The organism is Aquabacterium sp. J223 (assembly GCF_024666615.1).
In the GTDB taxonomy this organism is placed as follows: Bacteria; Pseudomonadota; Gammaproteobacteria; order Burkholderiales; family Burkholderiaceae_C; genus J223.
Genome location: NZ_CP088297.1, coordinates 184040 through 200367 on the forward strand (window position 1 = coordinate 184040; position 16328 = coordinate 200367).

General features: G+C 72.6%; 16 protein-coding genes, 1 tRNA gene and 1 pseudogene. 9 read left to right on the top strand and 9 right to left on the bottom strand.

All coding sequences use genetic code 11. The features are described 5' to 3' along the window. Nucleotides 1-91 precede the first annotated feature (91 nt). Nucleotides 92-547 carry a hypothetical protein gene (locus LRS07_RS00805; RefSeq protein WP_260500152.1) on the top strand — a complete coding sequence of 152 codons (456 nt, stop codon included), beginning with the start codon at nucleotides 92-94 and terminating at the stop codon, nucleotides 545-547. Nucleotides 548-553: 6 nt separating this feature from the next. Next, the gene (locus LRS07_RS00810) at nucleotides 554-1477 is read left to right on the top strand and encodes a DUF2145 domain-containing protein (RefSeq protein WP_260500153.1); all 924 of its coding nucleotides are present in this window, start codon (nucleotides 554-556) and stop codon (nucleotides 1475-1477) included. Nucleotides 1478-1480: 3 nt separating this feature from the next. Here LRS07_RS00810 and LRS07_RS00815 read toward each other — a convergent pair whose 3' ends face one another. Continuing rightward, the gene (locus tag LRS07_RS00815; RefSeq protein WP_260500154.1) at nucleotides 1481-1906 is read right to left on the bottom strand and encodes a BLUF domain-containing protein; all 426 of its coding nucleotides are present in this window, start codon (nucleotides 1904-1906) and stop codon (nucleotides 1481-1483) included. A gap of 11 nt (nucleotides 1907-1917) precedes the next feature. Further along, on the bottom strand, nucleotides 1918-2646 hold the full coding sequence (gene folE / locus LRS07_RS00820; protein ID WP_260500155.1) for a GTP cyclohydrolase I: 729 nt from the start codon (nucleotides 2644-2646) through the stop codon (nucleotides 1918-1920). 148 nt (nucleotides 2647-2794) lie between these two features. Here folE and rsmB point away from each other — a divergent pair, with 148 nt between their 5' ends. The 5 genes and pseudogenes from rsmB (at nucleotide 2795) to LRS07_RS00845 (ending at nucleotide 8072) form a co-directional block, all read left to right on the top strand. Further along, nucleotides 2795-4141, top strand: coding sequence for a 16S rRNA (cytosine(967)-C(5))-methyltransferase RsmB (gene rsmB / locus LRS07_RS00825; protein WP_260500156.1), 1347 nt, complete (start codon nucleotides 2795-2797; stop codon nucleotides 4139-4141). Next, nucleotides 4138-4824, top strand: a complete 687-nt coding sequence (locus LRS07_RS00830; protein WP_260500157.1) for a DUF4390 domain-containing protein — start codon at nucleotides 4138-4140, stop codon at nucleotides 4822-4824. The genes rsmB and LRS07_RS00830 overlap by 4 nt, the downstream gene beginning before the upstream one ends. A gap of 70 nt (nucleotides 4825-4894) precedes the next feature. Further along, nucleotides 4895-7176 (top strand): annotated as a pseudogene (locus LRS07_RS22130) (ATP-binding protein). A 50-nt stretch (nucleotides 7177-7226) separates the two neighbouring features. Next, a complete protein-coding gene (locus LRS07_RS00840; RefSeq protein ID WP_260500158.1) occupies nucleotides 7227-7940 on the top strand; it encodes a response regulator in 714 nt (237 codons plus the stop codon). 56 nt (nucleotides 7941-7996) lie between these two features. Beyond that, nucleotides 7997-8072 (top strand) — tRNA-Phe (locus tag LRS07_RS00845). 395 nt (nucleotides 8073-8467) lie between these two features. Here LRS07_RS00845 and LRS07_RS00850 read toward each other — a convergent pair. From LRS07_RS00850 to LRS07_RS00860, 3 genes are all read right to left on the bottom strand, one after another. Continuing rightward, nucleotides 8468-8767: a polyhydroxyalkanoic acid system family protein gene (locus LRS07_RS00850; RefSeq protein WP_260500159.1), complete on the bottom strand. Its 300-nt coding sequence runs from the start codon at nucleotides 8765-8767 to the stop codon at nucleotides 8468-8470. A gap of 182 nt (nucleotides 8768-8949) precedes the next feature. Further along, nucleotides 8950-9090 (bottom strand): thioredoxin domain-containing protein, encoded by a 141-nt coding sequence (locus LRS07_RS00855; RefSeq protein WP_260500160.1) that lies wholly within the window; start codon nucleotides 9088-9090, stop codon nucleotides 8950-8952. Between the two features lie 73 nt (nucleotides 9091-9163). Beyond that, nucleotides 9164-9574, bottom strand: a complete 411-nt coding sequence (locus LRS07_RS00860; protein WP_260500161.1) for a putative quinol monooxygenase — start codon at nucleotides 9572-9574, stop codon at nucleotides 9164-9166. A gap of 132 nt (nucleotides 9575-9706) precedes the next feature. On the opposite strand from LRS07_RS00860, the gene LRS07_RS00865 reads away from it, so the two are divergent. Then, the gene (locus LRS07_RS00865; RefSeq protein WP_260500162.1) at nucleotides 9707-10597 is read left to right on the top strand and encodes an AraC family transcriptional regulator; all 891 of its coding nucleotides are present in this window, start codon (nucleotides 9707-9709) and stop codon (nucleotides 10595-10597) included. A 385-nt stretch (nucleotides 10598-10982) separates the two neighbouring features. Here LRS07_RS00865 and LRS07_RS00870 read toward each other — a convergent pair whose 3' ends face one another. Further along, on the bottom strand, nucleotides 10983-11666 hold the full coding sequence (locus LRS07_RS00870) for an NHL repeat-containing protein (RefSeq protein WP_260500163.1): 684 nt from the start codon (nucleotides 11664-11666) through the stop codon (nucleotides 10983-10985). 42 nt (nucleotides 11667-11708) lie between these two features. After that, nucleotides 11709-12929 carry a helix-turn-helix domain-containing protein gene (locus LRS07_RS00875; protein ID WP_260500164.1) on the bottom strand — a complete coding sequence of 407 codons (1221 nt, stop codon included), beginning with the start codon at nucleotides 12927-12929 and terminating at the stop codon, nucleotides 11709-11711. 127 nt (nucleotides 12930-13056) lie between these two features. Here LRS07_RS00875 and LRS07_RS00880 point away from each other — a divergent pair, with 127 nt between their 5' ends. Next, nucleotides 13057-14100 (top strand): extracellular catalytic domain type 1 short-chain-length polyhydroxyalkanoate depolymerase, encoded by a 1044-nt coding sequence (locus LRS07_RS00880; RefSeq protein WP_260500165.1) that lies wholly within the window; start codon nucleotides 13057-13059, stop codon nucleotides 14098-14100. Nucleotides 14101-14107: 7 nt separating this feature from the next. On the opposite strand, the gene LRS07_RS00885 is transcribed toward LRS07_RS00880, so the two are convergent. Beyond that, nucleotides 14108-15103 (bottom strand): bile acid:sodium symporter family protein, encoded by a 996-nt coding sequence (locus LRS07_RS00885; protein ID WP_260500166.1) that lies wholly within the window; start codon nucleotides 15101-15103, stop codon nucleotides 14108-14110. A 35-nt stretch (nucleotides 15104-15138) separates the two neighbouring features. Next, on the bottom strand, nucleotides 15139-16317 hold the full coding sequence (locus LRS07_RS00890; RefSeq protein WP_260500167.1) for an amidase: 1179 nt from the start codon (nucleotides 16315-16317) through the stop codon (nucleotides 15139-15141). Nucleotides 16318-16328: the final 11 nt, after the last annotated feature.

Here is a 16328-nt window from a genome sequence, read left to right on the forward strand (position 1 = left end):
CTCAGCCGGCTTGGGGCGGCCCGGCGCTCGGCTGAGCGCCGCCCTCGGGCGGGCGCATACTTCGCGCCCCTCCCGCTGACCCTCGCACCGAATGTCCCGTCTGGTCCTGCGTCCGCTGCTCGTCGTCCTGCTGCTCGGCCTGTCGGGCGCCGCGGCGCGCGCAGAGAGCTTCGTCTCTTCGGCCGCGTCGTCGGCCAGTTCGGCCTCGGTGGGCAGCCTGTCCGATTCGCTGCAGGGGTCCAGCCGCAGTTCGACCCGAGACGACAAGGTGGCCGAGGGCGACTACCGGGTGCTGGCGGTGCAGGCCGAGGGCGAGCGCCAGCGGCTCACCCTGGAACCCGCCGGCGCGCCCGGCGACGGTTTCGAGCTGCGCCTGCCGCGCACCCTGGTCGAGCGCGAGGGGCTGGCCGCCGGGGCGCTGCTGCAGGTGCGCCGGCGGCCCTACGGCCTGCAGTTCGCGCGGGCCGAAGCGCGCCAGCAGCCCTTCTTCCTCGCGCTGGCCGACGACTGGCTGCACGGCCTGGCGGCGGTGCCCGTCGGCCGCTGACCGGCGATGGGCCTGCGCCGCCGGCTCGGCCGCGCGGTCGCGCTCATCGGCTGGCTCTGCGGTCTGGCCGTCACCTCGCACGCCGCCTCGCTGCGGCTGTGCGACCACAGCCCGACGCTGACCCCGCTGCAGCAGGACCGGCTGCTGCGGGTGGCCGGCATCGCCCGCGAGCGGCTCGACCGCTCCGACGCGGAGGTCGCGCTGGTGTCGCGCGCCGGCGTCGACCTGCGCCGCTTCGGCCAGCGCTATTCGCATGCGGGGGTGGGCCTGCGCGCGGGCCGGGTCGGCGCCTGGTCGGTGCGCCAGCTGTACTTCGCCTGCGACGAGGCCCGCCCGCGGCTGTACGACCAGGGCCTGCCCGGCTTCGTGTCCGGCACCGACACGCCGGACAGCGGCCGGCTGTCGCTGCTGCTGCTGCCGGCCGTGCTGGCCCGGCCGCTGGCGGCGACGGCGCTGGACGACGAACGCGCGCTGTCGCTGCTCGGCGCGCGCTACAGCGCCAACGCCCACCCCTGGTCGACCCGCTACCAGAACTGCAACCAGTGGCTGGTCGAGCTGATGGCGCTGGCCTGGGGCGACCGTGCCGCAGGCGGGGCCGGCGAGCCGCCGCGTGAACGCGCGCAGCGCTGGCTGCGGGCGGCCGGCTACACGCCGACCCGGGTCGAGGTCGGCTCGCACGCGCTGATGTTCGCCGGCGGCTTCGCGCCCTGGGTGCGCCTGGACGACCACCCCGAGGTCGACCGCTTCGCCCTGGCGCTGCACATCAGCCTGCCGCCCGCGCTGGAGGCCTTCGCCCGCTCACGGGCGCCGGGCAGCCGGCACGTCGAGCTGTGCCACCAGGGCGGCCGGCTGGTCCTGCGGGAGGACGGGCCGCCGATCGCCGACGGGTGCGTGGCCGAGGCGGGCGACCGGGTGGTGCTGCTGGACTGACGCCTACCCCTGCCCGACCACGCTGGCCGTCGCCACCAGCTCGTCGAACAGCGCCATCGAGGCCCGGCCGGACACGGCGTAGGGGTCGAGCATGGCCGTCTCCGAGTACTTCAGCATCAGCGCCGGGTTCAGCCGGGCCAGGTTCACCTGGCCCATCGACCAGCCGGCGAAGCGGCGTTCGGCGATCTCCTCGTAGCCGAGCAGGGTGACCTCGGCATGGCGCGGGTCGCGGGCGATGCGCAGGTACAGCGCGTTCACCGCCGCGCGGCCGCCCTCGAGCACCTGCAGGTACAGGCTGTCGGTGGAGCACAGCACGCCGGTGATGCCGGCTTTCGGGTTGTGGGCGCGCGACGCCTTCAGGATGGCGTGCAGCGTCTCGACGTCCACCGGAGCGGTGGCGCGGCTGGCGTAGAGCATGCGGACGAGCATGGCCGGTGCCTTTACTTCTTGGACAGCAGGGACAGGAACTCGCGGCGCAGGCTGGCGTCCTTGAGGAAGGCGCCGCGCATGACGCTGTTGGTCATCATCGACTCGTCGTCCTTGACGCCGCGCCAGTGCATGCAGAAGTGGTCGGCCTCCATGACGATGGCCAGCCCGTCGGGCTTCACCCGCTCCTGCAGTTCGTTGGCCAGCATGGTCACCGCCTCCTCCTGGATCTGCGGGCGGCTCATGATCCAGTCGCAGATGCGGGCGTACTTCGACAGGCCGATGAGGTTGCTGTGCTCGTTGGGCAGCACGCCGATCCAGACCCGGCCGAGGATGGGGCACAGGTGGTGCGAGCAGGCGCTGCGCACCTTCACCGGGCCGACGATCATCAGCTCGTTCAGCCGCTCGGCGTTGGGGAACTCGGTCACCGCGGGCATCGGCCGGTAGCGGCCGCGGAACACCTCGTCGACGAACATCTTGGCCACCCGGCGGGCGGTGTCGTTGGTGTTGTGGTCGCTGTCGGTGTCGATGACCAGCGCCTGCAGCACCTCCTGCATCTTGGTGGCCACCTCGGCCTTCAGCTCCTCCAGCTCGCCGTCGCGGATGTGGTCGGCGATGTTGTCGTTGGCGTGGTGGCGGCAGTCCGCATTGACCAGCCGCCAGCGGATGCGCTGGCTGGCCGGCAGGCCAGCCACATCCTCTTCGCGGGTCGGCAGCAGGGCCGTGGGGGAGACACCGGACATGGCAAACGCGCTCCTGGGCGGGGAGCGGGCGATTCTGCGCGTTTCGCCCGGGGCGGCGGCGCGTCGCGGCACAAGGCCCCGCGCCGGCTTCGGCAAGGCCGGGCGCAGGCCCTAGACTTCGCGCCCGCTCCGCCACCGGTCTTTCGCCTTGTCGACCGCCCCGCCACACGGCCCCGCCCTGTCCCGCCTGCTCGACGGCACCGCCGACGCGGTGCAGGCCGTGCGCGCCGGCCGCTCGCTGACCGAGGCGCTGGCCGCGGTGCCCGGGCCGCTGCGGCCGGGTGTGCAGGCGCTGGGCTTCCAGGTGCTGCGCCGTCTCGGCGCCGCCGAGGTGCTGCGCCAGGCCGTCGCGCCGAAGACGCCGCCGCCGCGCGTCGACGCGCTGCTGCTCGCCGCGCTGGCGCTGCTGTGGCCGCCGGAGCCGGGCGAGGCGCCGCCCTATCCCGACCACACCCTGGTCGACCAGGCGGTCACCGCCGCCCGCCAGCGCACGCCGGCCGCCGCGTCCTTCGTCAACGCCGTGCTGCGCCGCGTGGTGCGCGAGCGCGACGCCCTGGTCGCGCAGGCCTTGCACCGGCCGCTGGCCGCCTACAACCACCCGGCATGGTGGGTGGAGCGACTGCGCCAGGACTGGCCGACGCAATGGCAGCCCCTGCTGGCCGCCGCCAACCAGCGCCCGCCGATGACGCTGCGCGTGAACGCCCGTCGGGGCGACGCCGCGGCTTACCAGCAGCGGCTGGCGGCGCAGGGCCGCGGCGCGCGGGTGGTCGGCGCGCAGGCCCTGGTGCTCGACACACCCTGCCCGGTCGACCAGCTGCCCGGCTTCGCCGAGGGCGAGGTGTCGGTGCAGGACCTGGCCGCGCAGCGGGCGGCGCCGCTGCTGCTCGGGGACGGCGAGGGCAGCCTGCCGCCCGGTGCCCGGGTGCTGGACGCCTGCGCCGCGCCGGGCGGCAAGACCGCCCACCTGCTGGAGCTGGCGCCGGCGCTGGACCTGCTGGCGCTGGACAGCGACGCGCAGCGGCTGGCCCGCGTGCACGCGACGCTGAACCGGCTGGGCCTGAACGCCGAGCTGAAGGCGGCCGACGCCCGCGACACCGCCGCCTGGTGGGACGGCCGGCCCTTCGACGCCATCCTGCTCGACGCGCCCTGCACCGGCTCGGGCGTGGTGCGGCGGCACCCCGACATCCGCTGGCTGCGCCGACCGGAGGACGTGGCCCACCTCGCCCGGACGCAGGCGCAGCTGCTCGATGCGCTGTGGCCGCTGCTGGCGCCGGGCGGGCGGCTGCTCTACGCCACCTGTTCCGTCTTCCGCGCCGAGGGGCAATCGCAGATCGACGCGTTTGTGCAACGTTCCGTCGGCCGACCGCCGCGCCACGATCCGCAGTCCCCCGGCCACCTGCTGCCCCTGCCGGACAATCGGCGCCAGCCGGACGCCGGTGCGGCGCGTGCCGCGCTGGAAGACGGCTTCTTCTACGCGCTGCTGCACACGCCTTGAGCCTGCCTCCCTTCCGCGCCGCCGACCGGGCGACGAGCCACCACCGCCGCAGCCTGCTGACGGCGCTGGCCGGCGGTTGGGCGGGTGCGGTCATGGCGCAGGGAAACGCCAGCCCGCCCGCGGCCCCGCCGGCCTCCGCGCCGGGCCCGACCGCGCCAGCCCCCGGCACCGGCCAGCCGCTGCCGGCGCAGCCGGTGCCCACACCCGGCATCGAGCTGCGCGAGCTCTCCCTGCTGCGCCGCGACGGTTGGATGTCGCTCGACTTCGCCGTGCGCATCAACCTGTCGCGTGCGGTGGACGACGCCCTGCAGCGCGGGGTGCCGGTGTACTTCGTCGCGCAGGCCACGCTCACCCGCTACCGCTGGTACTGGCGCGACGACCGGGTGGCGCGCGCCCAGCGCACCTGGCGCCTGGCCTGGCAGCCGCTGACGGCGAGCTGGCGCGTCAGCCAGATGGGCGGCCTGCAGCAGGCCTACGCCACCCAGGCGGAAGCGCTGGCGGCCATCTCCCGCGCGGTCGAATGGCGCCTGGTCGAGGCCGACAAGGTCGACCCCGAAGAGCGCCACACGCTGACCTTCAGCTACCGGCTGGACACCGAACAGCTGCCGCGGCCGATGCAGATCGGCATCGGCGGGCAGCCGGACTGGGCGCTGGGGGTGGAGCGGTCGGTACGCCTCGAATGATGGCGGCCCCTCGCCCGGCGAACGCACCGGTCGGCTTGCCGCAAGACGCGGCCAGCGACCGGCTCGCACGATGAGCCGGTCCGTCAGCTCGACGCGCTGGGCCTGGATCGTCGGCACCGTGGCGGTGGCCGGCTTCGGGCTGGTGCTGGCCTTCGTGCTGTCCTTCGCGCAGCAGGAGCACGGCTTCTACGAGCGCCACTTCCTCTGGCTGTTCTGGCTCAACGTGGCGATCGCGGCGGTGCTGGCCCTGGTCATCGCCGGTGCGGCGGTGCGGCTGGCCGTGCGCATGCGCCAGGGCAAGTTCGGCTCGCGGCTGCTGCTGAAGCTGGCCGGCATCTTCGCGCTGGTGGGCGTGCTGCCCGGGGTGCTGATCTACACCGTGTCCTACCAGTTCGTCACCCGCAGCATCGAGGCCTGGTTCGACGTGCAGGTGGCCGGCGCGCTGAACGCCGGCCTCTCGCTCGGCCGCGACACGCTGGACAACCTGGTCACCGAGGTGGCGGGCAAGACCCGGTCGGCGGCCGAACGCCTGGGCGACAACCGGCTGCCACCCAGCGCGCTGCAGCTGGAGCGGCTGCGCGAACAGCTGGCCGCCAGCGAGCTGTCGGTGGTCAGCTCGGCCGGTCAGGTGCTGATGTCGGCGGGCGGATCGACCAGCGCCTTCCCGCTGGAGCGGCCGGCCACGCCGCTGCTGCGCCAGGCACGGGCCAACCGCTCGGCCAGCCAGCTGGAGGGTTTGGACGACGAGCCGGTGCCGGCGGGCGGAGGTGGGACGGTCGGCGGCGGCGGGAGCAACGCCCGCGTGCGCGCGCTGGCGCTCATCCCCAGCAGCGAGCTGCGGCTGGACACCGAGGACCGCTTCCTGATGGTGGTGCAGCAGGTGCCACCGGTGCTGGCGGCCAACGCGCTGGCGGTGCAGGCGGCCTACCGCGAGTACCAGCAGCGCGCGCTGGCGCGCGAGGGCTGCGCCGCATGTACGTCGGCACGCTGACGCTGACGCTCATCCTTGCGGTGTTCGGCGCGGTGCTGCTGGCGGCGATGCTCGGCCACCAGCTGGCGCGGCCGCTGCTGCTGCTGGCGCAGGGCGTGCGGCAGGTGGCGGCCGGCGACCTGGGCACCAAGCCGGTGTTCGCCTCGCGCGACGAGCTGGGCGGCCTGACGCGCAGCTTCGCCGACATGACGCAGCAGCTGGCCGACGCGCGCGCCCAGGTGCAGCGCGGCGTGGCCCAGCTGGCCGCGGCGCACACCAACCTGCAGACCATCCTCGACAGCCTGACCGCCGGCGTCATCGTCTTCGACCGCGAGCGGCTGATCGACACCGTCAACCCCGGCGCCACGCGCATCCTCAAGCAGCCGCTGTCCGCGTACCGGGGGCGGCCGCTGGAGGAGGTGCCCGGCCTGGCCGACTTCGCGAAGGAGGTGTGGCGGCGCTTCGACACCCACCGCGACAGCCCCGAGGCCGGCGAACGCGACCACTGGCAGGACGCCTTCGAGCTGCCCCAGGTGGCCGAAGGCCTGCTGCTGCTGGTGCGCGGCGCCACCCTGCCGCACGACGCCCGGCTGATGGTCTTCGACGACATCACCGAGGTGGTGTCGGCCCAGCGCGCCGCCGCGTGGAGCGAGGTGGCGCGGCGGCTGGCGCACGAGATCAAGAACCCGCTGACGCCGATCCAGCTGTCGGCCGAGCGGCTGCAGTTCAAGCTGGAGCCTCGGCTGGAAGGCGCCGACCAGGCGCTGCTGCAGCGCTCGGTGGGCACCATCGTCGCCCAGGTGCAGGCGATGAAGCAGCTGGTCAACGAGTTCCGCGACTACGCCCGCCTGCCGGCCGCGCGGCTGTCGGCGCTGGACCTGAACGCCCTGGTCGAGGAGGTGCTGGCGCTGTACGGCCACGAGCAGGAGCAGGGCCGGCTGCAGGCCGAGCTGGCGCCGTCGCTGCCGGCCATCATGGGCGACGCCACGCCGCTGCGGCAGGTGGTGCACAACCTCGTGCAGAACGGGCTCGACGCCATCGCCGGCCGGCCCGACGGCCATGTGCAGGTGAGCACCGAGGTGCTGCGCGACGACGCCGGCCAGCTGCGCGGCGTGCGGCTGCGCGTGACCGACAACGGGCCCGGCTTCGACGACAAGGTGCTCAAGCGCGCGTTCGAGCCCTACGTCACCACCAAGACCAAGGGCACCGGCCTCGGCCTGGCGGTGGTCAAGAAGATCGCCGACGAGCACGGCGCCCGCATCCGCATCGTCAACCTGCCCAAGGCGGCACCGGGCGACGACGGGGCAGCCGGTGCGCAAGTTTCGCTATCATTTTCCAATCTCGCCCCCGCGCCCGTGCCCGCTTCCGCGGGCCACGCCTGAAGTCGAGCCGACCCGCGCCACAGGCGTCCAAGGCGCACCGCCCCTTCCGAATGGCCACCATCCTTGTTGTCGACGACGAGCTGGGCATCCGCGCCTTGCTGTCGGAGATCCTGACCGACGAAGGCCACACCGTCGAACTGGCGGAGAACGCCGCCCAGGCCCGCGCCGCCCGCGAGCGCATGCAGCCCGAGCTGGTGCTGCTCGACATCTGGATGCCCGACGTCGACGGCATCTCGCTGCTCAAGGAATGGGGCGCCAACGGCCAGCTCACCATGCCGGTGATCATGATGAGCGGCCACGGCACCATCGACACCGCCGTGGAGGCGACCAAGTACGGCGCCATCGCCTTCCTTGAAAAGCCGATCACGCTGCAGAAGCTGCTGAAGGCGGTGGAGCAGGGCACCACCAAGCCGGCGCCGCGCGACACGCCGGCCCGCGGCGCGACGTCCGCGGGCCAGCCTGGCTTCCGGGACGGCACGGCGCCCTTCGCCGGCGACCCCGCGCCCGCCGGTGCGCAGGTCAATGGCCACGCCGGCGGGCCGCCCGTGCTGCAGGCCGAGCAGGTGTTCGACCTCGACCGCCCGCTGCGCGAGGCGCGCGACGCCTTCGAGAAGAGCTACTTCGAGTTCCACCTGGCGAAGGAAAACGGCTCGATGACGCGGGTCGCCGAGAAGACCGGCCTGGAACGCACGCACCTGTACCGCAAGCTCAAGCAACTGGGCGTCGACCTCACCCGCAACCGCCGCCCGGGCAGCGTCGGCTGACCGTCCGGGACGGGCGGCCGGCGGGGGTTGCGCTGCTATACTGCGCGGCTCTCCATGGCCTGGTAGCTCAGTTGGTAGAGCAGCGGATTGAAAATCCGCGTGTCGGTGGTTCGATTCCGCCCCAGGCCACCAGACCCCTCTTCCCGGTGTGTCTTACGCCGTCCCGGGAAGTCCAAGAAGCCCCAAGCATCAACCGCTTGGGGCTTTTCTTTGCCCAGCGAACCGGCCGTTTGCTCTGGCGGCGAGCGGTCGCGCTTTTCTAGCGGCTCTTCCTGCAGCTCCTCGTGAACGGCGGCTCCCACGGCTGGCGCCTCGACTACGCCCTTGTGCTTGTCGAAGCGCACGTCCGGGTCGAGGCGGTTCATCCCGACGTGGACGAAAGGCATGCCGGGTCCGGGTCGGCGTTCCGCAACCAAGGCTCGTTCAAGACGCGGTCGTCGAGCTCGACGACGTAGTCGCAGACGTGATGTTGGTGGCGCGGCATGCGGCGAGCGTCGCTTGAAGCGCGGGCCTGGCTCAATCTTTCGTCAGCAGCAGCTGACCGGCCTTTGCAGCCGCTCCTTGAACGCACCGGCGATCTGGCCGAGCAGTCCCGGCAGCTGGAGGTCGAGCGTCACGTCGGTGTCGAGCACTTCGACACTGCCGGAGACCGTCTGCATCATCGCCTCGACGCTGAAGGTGAGCCGGTCGCCGTCCCAGCGCTGGTCGCGGACCTTGGCGCCGCCAGGCAGCTGGCCGGCGAATGTCGAGAAACCGTTTTCGATGCGCCGGCGAGCCTCGACGCGGCCGAGCTGGTGCGGGATGCTGAGGCGAAGCGGAGAGTTCATGCGGGAAAGGATGGCACGAAGCGAGCCACATTCGTGGTTTCGTGCAACGGCAACCGGTCGTGCAGGCTGCCTTGCGGCAGCAGCAGAAAGACGCCATGCATCGTACGGACTTCACCCACGCGCTGAAGGCGCCGCAACAACAGCGCCGCCAACGCGACGGGGCCACCGACATGAAGCGCGGTTCACTGGGTTCGCTGCTTCACCCACTCCTCCAACTTGTCGCTGCCGCCGATCAGTTCGCCGTTCACGAACATCTGCGGCACCGTCCCGGCTGTCGCGATCGCGCCGAGCGCGCGCGTGCGGATGCTGTGGGGGAGCGGCACGTCGGCGTACGGAACCCCGGCGGGCCTGGTGCTCCATGGCGCGAGGTGCCGCCCGCCGGTCGGTTCAACCTCCTCATCGGTGGGAGAAGTGGTCCTTGCTCATGAGCACATCGACGCGATGCACCGTTGCCGCGTCGGCCAGGATGGCGTTCATCCGTGCGACATCACGGAAGATGTCGCCACCACCGCCCTCCACATGGGCCTGACGCCCGGCCAAGTCTGGAAAGGCCTCGAAGATCCCGAAGCTTGTCGGCGAGAACCTGACGGCGAACCACGGGCCGGTCGCGGGTTCAGCGTCAACGCAGTCCCTGATGTCTTGCAGCATCTGAAGAACTGCCTCCGCCTGCCCGGGACGGGCTTCGATCTGGATGAAGAAGGCTTTGCGGCCCTCCAGGCCTTGGTCGCCCAGAACCTGTACCCCTCGGTGAGCCGCGAGGGGCTGATCGGAGGATGGCAGCGCATCTTGGGTGGGAAACTGAGGCAAGGGATGTCTCCGGAGTCGAGGTTCCACAACTGTGGGCCTCGGCAACGCCCGGCGCCTGTTGAAACGTAGAGGTTTCTTGCCTGATCGTCCAGATCGAAGGTATGTCGCCTGTCGCACCCGCCAGAATGCGATATGGGTCCTGACCTCAAGCAGGCTGTCCAGCGCCACACCGAATGGCAGCGCGAGGCTGCTCTTGGCGTTGTCACGCCTGTGCGCGGCCTTCACCTGGTGAGACGCACATCGCCAAGCGAAATCGAGCACACCGTGGTGCAGCCCTTGGTGTGCCTGGTGCTGCAGGGCTGCAAGCAAGTCAGCCTCGGCAGCGGCATATCGTCCTATGCCGCTGGCAACACGATGGTCGTCACGGGCAACGTGCCGGCGGTGACCCGGATCAGCATGGCCAGCACCGAAACGCCCTACCTGGCGTTGGCGTTCGACTTGGATCTCGCAGTGATCACCGACCTCGTCGTGAACGCGCCTGAAGTCCATTCGCGTCCCTCCAGGCAGGACACACGCGACGAACTGCGCGACGCGCTTCGTCGGCTGGTGCTGCTCCTCGATCGCCCGGAATCCCTCGCGTTGCTCAAGGACGGCTTGGTCCGGGAGATTCATCACTGGCTGCTGTTGGGCCGTCAAGGCCTTGCTGTCCGACACCTCGGCTCGCCGGACAGCCACGCAAGGCGGGTTGCCCGCGCGGTGGCGATCCTGCGCGCCACCTCTCCCAAGCCAGTGCAGATCGAGCGCTTGGCGGAGGCGGCCGGCATGAGCCGCTCAGGCTTTCACAAGCACTTTCGTGCCATCACCTCGCTGACGCCGCTGCAGTTTCAGAAACAGCTGAGGCTCATCGAGGCACGCCGCTTGATCGTCTCTAGCGGCAAGATGATCAGCCAAGTCGCGTTTGAGGTGGGATACGAGAGCACGTCGCAGTTCAGCCGCGAATACACCCGGATGTACGGTCAGCCACCGACCAAAGACAAGCGGGCCGCGTCCGAGCAATTGGAGACGGTCAGCGCTGCCGGGTAGCCCGTAGTCGGATTGCCGCCCGCCCGACCTCAAAGGTCGGCTGTGAAGCGTGAACCTCCTTGCCACGACCGGCGGCAACGGGTCGGCCTGAGCCCTTCAGGGCTTTCAAAGATCAACCGTCCAATTTTCCCTGTGTCGCCTGCTCCTCCCTGGACGGTTCAGCGGCAGACGGTGCCATCCGACCGCGAAGCCCCGCGCAGTCGCGGGCTGCCGGGGACGTCCTGCTGTCAGAACAAGGACCAGAGACGCCGCAGCCAGGCAGGAAGGGCAGGCCGCGGGCGGTAGAGGACGCGATACGTTGCGGAGGTCATGGTGGCGCTTTGCAAGGCTGGACTGTATTTCCATACAGTTTACCGCAGCCCCGGCGTGTCGCGTCGAGCGTGTCTCAGGTCCTGGGCCGTCGCACCGCCCGCACCTTGCCCGTTCCACCGCCGCCGGCGAAGAACAGATCCCCGCCGTCGGCCTCGAGCCCGCTGACGTGGGTGCCCGGCGGCATCTGCAGGCGCTGCAGCACCTGGCCGCTGTCCGGGTCGATGCGGCGCAGCTCGCTTTCGTCGCCTTCCCAGGTGCCGTGCCACAGCTCGCCGTCGACCCAGGTCACGCCGGTGACGAAGCGGTTGGACTCGAGCGTGCGGCGGATCGCGCCGGTCGCGGGATCGATCTGGTGGATCCGGCGGCCGCGGTGGTGGCCCACCCAGAGGCTGCCCTCGGCCCAGGTCAGGCCGGAGTCGTGGCTGCCGCTGGGCGCGGGGATCGACCCCAGCACCTCGCCGGTGGCCGGGTCGATCTTGTCGATGCGCGATTCGATGATCTGCCACAGGTGGCGGCCGTCGAAGGCCGTGCCGGCGTCGCCGGCGTGGGGCAGCGTGCGTGTCACCCGGCCGGATGCGGGATCGAACGCCACGAGCTGCCGGCAGGTGGCGGCCCACACGTTGCGCCCGTCGTAGCTGACGCCGGCGATGGCGTGGCCGCCGTCGAAGGGGCCGTACTCGCGCACGATGACGGCCGTGGTGGCCGCGGGATAAGAAGCAGGGTGAGGCGCCGGCGGCGCAGTGGTGGTCTCGGGCATCGGGGTTCCTTTGGCGCCTGGGCAGCAGGCGTGGAAAGGACTCTATGCACCCGGCAGCACCGCGGGGAGTAACAAGACTGTCGTGAAATCGATCAGCGGCGGCGCCAGCCAGCGCCGCGAGCGGGCCCGACCCATCGCCCGCATCTGCCCCCCTGCCTGCAGTTCGGCCAGGGCGCGCTGCACCGAGCGCTGGCTCTGCCCCAGCGCCAGCGCCAACGCCGAGGTCGACCAGGCCGCGCCGTCGGACAGCAGTGCCAGCAGCGAGGCCTGGCCGCCGTCGATCGGGGGCAGGAGCACGACCACCTCGCCGGCTGCCGTCGGACTCAGTGCGAAGCCGCGCGGCGTGGCGTCGACGGTGGCCAGGCCCTGCAGGAGCGCGCGCAGACGGCCGATCTCCACCCGCAGGCGCGCACGGTGGGTCTCGTCCGGATGGCGCGTGCGGAAGGCACTGGCGATCAGCACGTCACGCTCGACGTCGCCGGGCCAGGCGGTGGCGAGGGCCTGCGCCAGCGTGAACAGCACGGGGCGGCGTGCGAGCGACCGCCACGCGCCCGCACGGGCGATGCCACGGCGGCAGGCGTCGAGCACCAGCGCGTCGGACGCCAGCCAGGTCTCCACCTCCGCCAGACGCAGCGTCTGCACGCGGCCGGCGCGCAGGCCGCGTGCGGCGGGCCGTTCGAGCGCGGCCCGGGCCTCGGCCACCTCCGCCATCAGCGACGGGACGCCACTGCGTCGGGCCGCCTGCTGGGCGATGGCCAGGGCCTCGTTGGCTTCGGCGCTTCGCAGTGAACGCAGCGCGACCTCCGCGCGGGCCAGCGCGGCCACGGCTGCCAGGGTGGGCGGCAGACGGGGCGCGTCGAGGGTGTCCAGCACCGCACGCGCATCGGCCAGGCGACCGAGCAGCAGCCACTGCCGTGCGCTGACCAGCCGCGCGTGCAGTGCATTGACCGCATCGCCGTGCCGCTGGAGCGTGGCGCCGGCATCCGCCAGCGCGGCCGCCGTGCCACCCAGCTCGCGCAGGGCCAGCGCCACCTCGGCCTCCGCCAGCAGGCAGCGCGCACGCGCCACCGCCTCTCGGGGACCGAAGGCCCGTCGCGCCCGCTGCAGCAGCCGTCGGGCCAACCCGTGTTCGCCCAGCTGCGCCATCGCGATGCCGCGCAGCGCCAGCGCGGGCGGGTCGTCGCGCAGCGCCACGTGCTGGAGCGCGCCCAATGCGTCGCCGGCCGCGAGAGCGCGTGCCGAAGCGGCGATCAAGGCGTCCATGAAGGAAGCCTAATCCAGCGCCCCGGCCCCCTGTCAGCCTCCCTGACCCAGGGAAAAGAGGAACGGAACGTTCAGCAGACGGCGTATGGGCGCATGATTGCTGCATTGCAGCAAATAACCCACCCTCGTGAAGCCCTCGACCTTCGTCGCCAAGACCCTCCGCCGCGCCTTCCGCTCGGCGGGGCTGCACCGCCCGGGCGGTTCCGGTGCCAGCGTGCACACCCACATCGAACGGGCCCTGACCGCCGCCGGCCTGGCGGTGCCCGCGACGGGCACCGTGGCCCGGCCGCCGGCGCGGCCCGCCGAACCCACCCGCGTGCCCGGCCGCTTCCTCGACCGCCGCTACACCGGACCCCAGGGCAGCCGCGACTACAAGCTCTACATCCCGTCCAGCCACACCGGGCGACCGGCGCCGCTGGTGCTGATGCTTCACGGCTGCAAGCAAAACCCGGACGACTTCGCCGCCGGCACGGCGATGAACGCTCAGGCCGAGCGGCACGGCTTCCTCGTCGCCTACCCCGCCCAGACCTCGCGCGCCAACGGGTCCAACTGCTGGAACTGGTTCGAGCCGGCCGAGCAGACCCGGGACGGCGCCGAGCCCGCCATCCTCGCCGGCATCGTCGACCATGTGGCCGCGGCGCACCCGGTGCAGCCGGGCCAGGTGTTCGTCGCCGGGCTGTCCGCCGGTGCCGCCATGGCGGTGATCCTCGGCGCGGCCTACCCGGACGTGTTCTCCGCCGTGGCCGCCCACTCCGGCCTGCCGCTCGGCGCGGCGCACGACGTGCCCTCGGCCTTCGCCGCGATGCACGGCCGGCCCGGGCCCACGCCGCGGGCGCGTCCGTCGGCGCCGGTGCGCACCATCGTCTTCCACGGCGACGCGGACCGCACCGTCACCCTGCGCAACGGCACGGCCATCGTCGAGCAGGCGGTGGCCGCGTTCGAGGCGGCGGGCCGCCCGCTGCAGTCGCCGGTGATCGCCAGCGACGGCCATGGTGGGCGCACCTGCGAGGTGACGACCTACCTCGACGCCACCGGCCGCGCGGCCATCGAGGCCTGGCGCGTGGAGGGTGCCGGCCATGCCTGGTCCGGCGGCAGCGCCGCCGGCTCCTACACGGACACGACCGGACCCGACGCCTCGAAGGAGATCGTGCGCTTCTTCCTCGGCGCCTAGGGTTTGGTCAGGCGGCGCGGGCGGCCGCGGTGGCGTGGCCGTCGGCCCAGCGCTGCGCCAGCACGCCGCCCAGCATCAGCTGCAGCGGGTGGTAGACCATCAGCGGCAGCAGCAGCAGGCCCAGCGCAGGGTGTTCGCCGAAGATGAGGGCGGCCATCGGCACGCCGGCGGCCAGCGTCTTCTTCGAGCCGCAGAAGATCACGGCGATGCGGTCGGACGGCGGCAGGTCCAGTGCCCGGCAGGCGACGCGCAGCACCACCAGGGCGAGGCCGAACAGCAGCAGCGAGGCCACCACCACCGCCAGCAGCACGGTGACGCCGTAGCGCGACCAGACGCCGCGCTGCACCGAGTCGCAGAACGAGGTGTAGATGAGCATCAGGATGGTCAGCCGGTCGACCACCTGCACGCCCTTCTTGTGCCGCTGCACGAACGCCGCGCCGATGGGCCGGGCCAGCTGGCCGAGTGCCAGCGGCAGCAGCAGCCACAGGGCCAGGTCGCGCACCACCGGCCCGAAGGGAAAGTCGGCCCCGCCACCGGCGCCGCGGTGCACCGCGAAGGCCAGCCAGGCCGGCGTCAGCAGCACGCCGATGAAGCTGGACAGCGTGGCGTTGAACACCGCCACCGGCACGCTGCCGCCGGCGGCCGCCGTCAGCGCCACCGACGACGACACGGTGGACGGCAGCGCGCAGAGGAAGAAGATGCCCAGCGCCAGCTCGTCGCCCAGCCATCCGCTGCCGCCGCGCAGCACCGCCAGCCCGGCCAGCGGGAACAGCACGAAGGTGCAGGCCTGCACCAGCAGGTGCGCCTTCCAGCGGCTGGCGCCCTGGCGCAGCGCGCCGAAGGACAGCGCCAGCCCGTTGAGGAAGAAGACCAGCGCCACGCCCAGCTTGTTCAGCAGCTCGGGGTAGAGGACGCCGCCCTTGGCCCCGGGCGCGGGCCAGACGAAGGCCAGCACCACGGCCAGCACCATGCCCTTCATGAACCAGTCGAACTTGAATCGCATGGTGGGAGTGTGCGGCAGCGCCCAGACGCGGCAGGTCAGCCGGCCGAGCCGGCCTGCGCCGCCAGCGCCAGCAGCTGCGCGTCGCTGCCCGCCGGCCCGATCAGCGACAGCCCGGCGGGCGCGCCGTCGTCGCCGCGCAGCAGCGGCAGGCTGACCTGCGGCAGGCCGGCCAGGCCGGCGATGGCGGTCATGGAGAGGGTGCGCTGGCGCACGCGGTCGAGGTGCGCGCCGTCGTCGTCGACGCGGGGCGCGGTGGTCGGCGTGGTGGGCAGGCACAGCACGCTGCCGTCGGCGACCAGCGCCTTCACCGCCTCGGCCAGCCGCGCGCCTTCGGCGGCCGCAGCGTCGAAGGCCTCGCGCGTCGTGCGGCGCGCCGCCTCGAAGCGCTCGGCCACACCGGGGCCGAACACCGGCCGGTGCTCGGTGATCCACGGGCCGAGCGTGGCCCAGGCCTCGAAGGCCTGCGCGGTGCGGAAGGCCTCGAAGAAGGGCTGCAGCGGCCCCACCCGCGCCGCGCAGCCGGCGGGCTGCGGCAGCGGCAGCCGGGTGGCGGCCTCGATGGCGCGGCGGGCGATGTCGGGGTCGCTGGCGTCCAGCGCCTCGTCGAGCAGGCGCAGGCGCTGCAGGGTCGGCGCCTGGGCCGGCGGCAGCAGCACCGTGCCCACCGCCTGCAGAAGCTTCGCGTCGCGCGCGAACCAGCCCAGCGTGTCGAAGCGTGGCGCCAGGTGGCACAGGCCGGTCATGTCCACCGCGCCGTGCGTGGGCCGCAGGCCGTACAGCCCGCAGTAGCTGGCCGGCACCCGCACCGAACCGCCGGTGTCGGTGCCGAGGGCGAAGTCCACCAGCCCCGCCGCCACCACCGACGCCGAGCCGCTGGACGAGCCGCCGGGGATGCGGCCCGGCGCGGCCGGGTTGGGCGGCATGCCGTGGTGCACGTTCTGGCCCGCCAGGCTGTAGGTCAGCTCGTCGGTGTGCGCCTTGCCGACCAGCGTGGCGCCGGCGGCCAGCAGGCGATCGATGACGCGCGCATGGCGCGCCGCCGGCGCGTGCGTGCGCCGCCACAGCGGGTGGCCGTTGCCGGTGACGGTGCCGGCCACGTCCATCACGTCCTTGACCGCGAAGCGCAGGCCGTCGAGCGGGCCGCGGCCGGTGGGCGCGAGGTGGACGGGGTCGTCGTGGACGAAACCGTCGGCGAGGGTGGGGGTCGGCGTCATGGGCAGGTTCA

Bases quoted from the DNA above. Each gene is read 5' to 3' on its own strand.
- LRS07_RS00815 (WP_260500154.1), bottom strand. From the start codon at position 1,906: ATGCTCGTCCGCATGCTCTACGCCAGCCGCGCCACCGCTCCGGTGGAC.
- LRS07_RS00885 (WP_260500166.1), bottom strand. From the start codon at position 15,103: ATGCGATTCAAGTTCGACTGGTTCATGAAGGGCATGGTGCTGGCCGTG.
- LRS07_RS00840 (WP_260500158.1), top strand. From the start codon at position 7,227: ATGGCCACCATCCTTGTTGTCGACGACGAGCTGGGCATCCGCGCCTTG.
- LRS07_RS00810 (WP_260500153.1), top strand. From the start codon at position 554: ATGGGCCTGCGCCGCCGGCTCGGCCGCGCGGTCGCGCTCATCGGCTGG.
- folE (WP_260500155.1), bottom strand. From the start codon at position 2,646: ATGTCCGGTGTCTCCCCCACGGCCCTGCTGCCGACCCGCGAAGAGGAT.
- LRS07_RS00870 (WP_260500163.1), bottom strand. From the start codon at position 11,666: ATGCCCGAGACCACCACTGCGCCGCCGGCGCCTCACCCTGCTTCTTAT.
- LRS07_RS00850 (WP_260500159.1), bottom strand. From the start codon at position 8,767: ATGAACTCTCCGCTTCGCCTCAGCATCCCGCACCAGCTCGGCCGCGTC.
- LRS07_RS00805 (WP_260500152.1), top strand. From the start codon at position 92: ATGTCCCGTCTGGTCCTGCGTCCGCTGCTCGTCGTCCTGCTGCTCGGC.
- LRS07_RS00865 (WP_260500162.1), top strand. From the start codon at position 9,707: ATGGGTCCTGACCTCAAGCAGGCTGTCCAGCGCCACACCGAATGGCAG.
- LRS07_RS00875 (WP_260500164.1), bottom strand. From the start codon at position 12,929: ATGGACGCCTTGATCGCCGCTTCGGCACGCGCTCTCGCGGCCGGCGAC.
- LRS07_RS00890 (WP_260500167.1), bottom strand. From the start codon at position 16,317: ATGACGCCGACCCCCACCCTCGCCGACGGTTTCGTCCACGACGACCCC.